Origin of the sequence: Corynebacterium kozikiae (assembly GCF_024580965.1) — a bacterium.
GTDB lineage: Bacteria > Actinomycetota > Actinomycetes > Mycobacteriales > Mycobacteriaceae > Corynebacterium > Corynebacterium kozikiae.
Map to the genome: position 1 here is coordinate 1 of NZ_JANIKJ010000058.1, position 490 is coordinate 490.

At 53.3% G+C, this 490-nt stretch carries 1 protein-coding gene; it reads right to left on the minus strand.

Annotated elements, in window-relative coordinates:
• Positions 1 to 83: 83 nt before the first annotated feature.
• Positions 84 to 395 (minus strand): type IIL restriction-modification enzyme MmeI, encoded by a 312-nt coding sequence (locus NQ018_RS11550; protein ID WP_373566951.1) that lies wholly within the window; start codon positions 393 to 395, stop codon positions 84 to 86.
• Between the last annotated feature and the right edge of the window lie 95 nt (positions 396 to 490).

Consider the following 490-nt stretch of genomic DNA (forward strand, 5'->3'; position numbering starts at 1 on the left):
CTGCACTCGGGATGGTCAGCCCCGTCGACTTCGAGAACCACGCCGGTGCAATCAACAGCAGCAAAGAAATAGCTGCCTAACCACTAGGTAGCTCCACTACGTGTCCACGATTTGCGGGCAACCCCAGTCGGGTCAACAAGGAAGTCCAGATAATGCAGGTTGTCCACGAGGTCATCGACGCGGAAGGAGATGTAGTTGTCCTCTGGGTAGTCAACATCGAGGTTGTAGATGCGAATGACATCAAAGTTGCTCACGATGATCCACTCAGGACGGTCAGAGTTCTTCTGCGCGTTGGCATAATTGCGAGCCTGCTCGAATGGGGTTACTTTTTGCCCCTGACGAAGCTCCTTCTTGTCGAGATCAAGGACCTGACCCCCGTTAGGTAGACACCCAATCTCAGCTCAGTCGGGCTGGGGGAAAGGTAATCTACCACCATGTCAGCGAAACGCTATGACGAGCAGTTCAAAAGGGATGCGGTTGCCTTCTATGA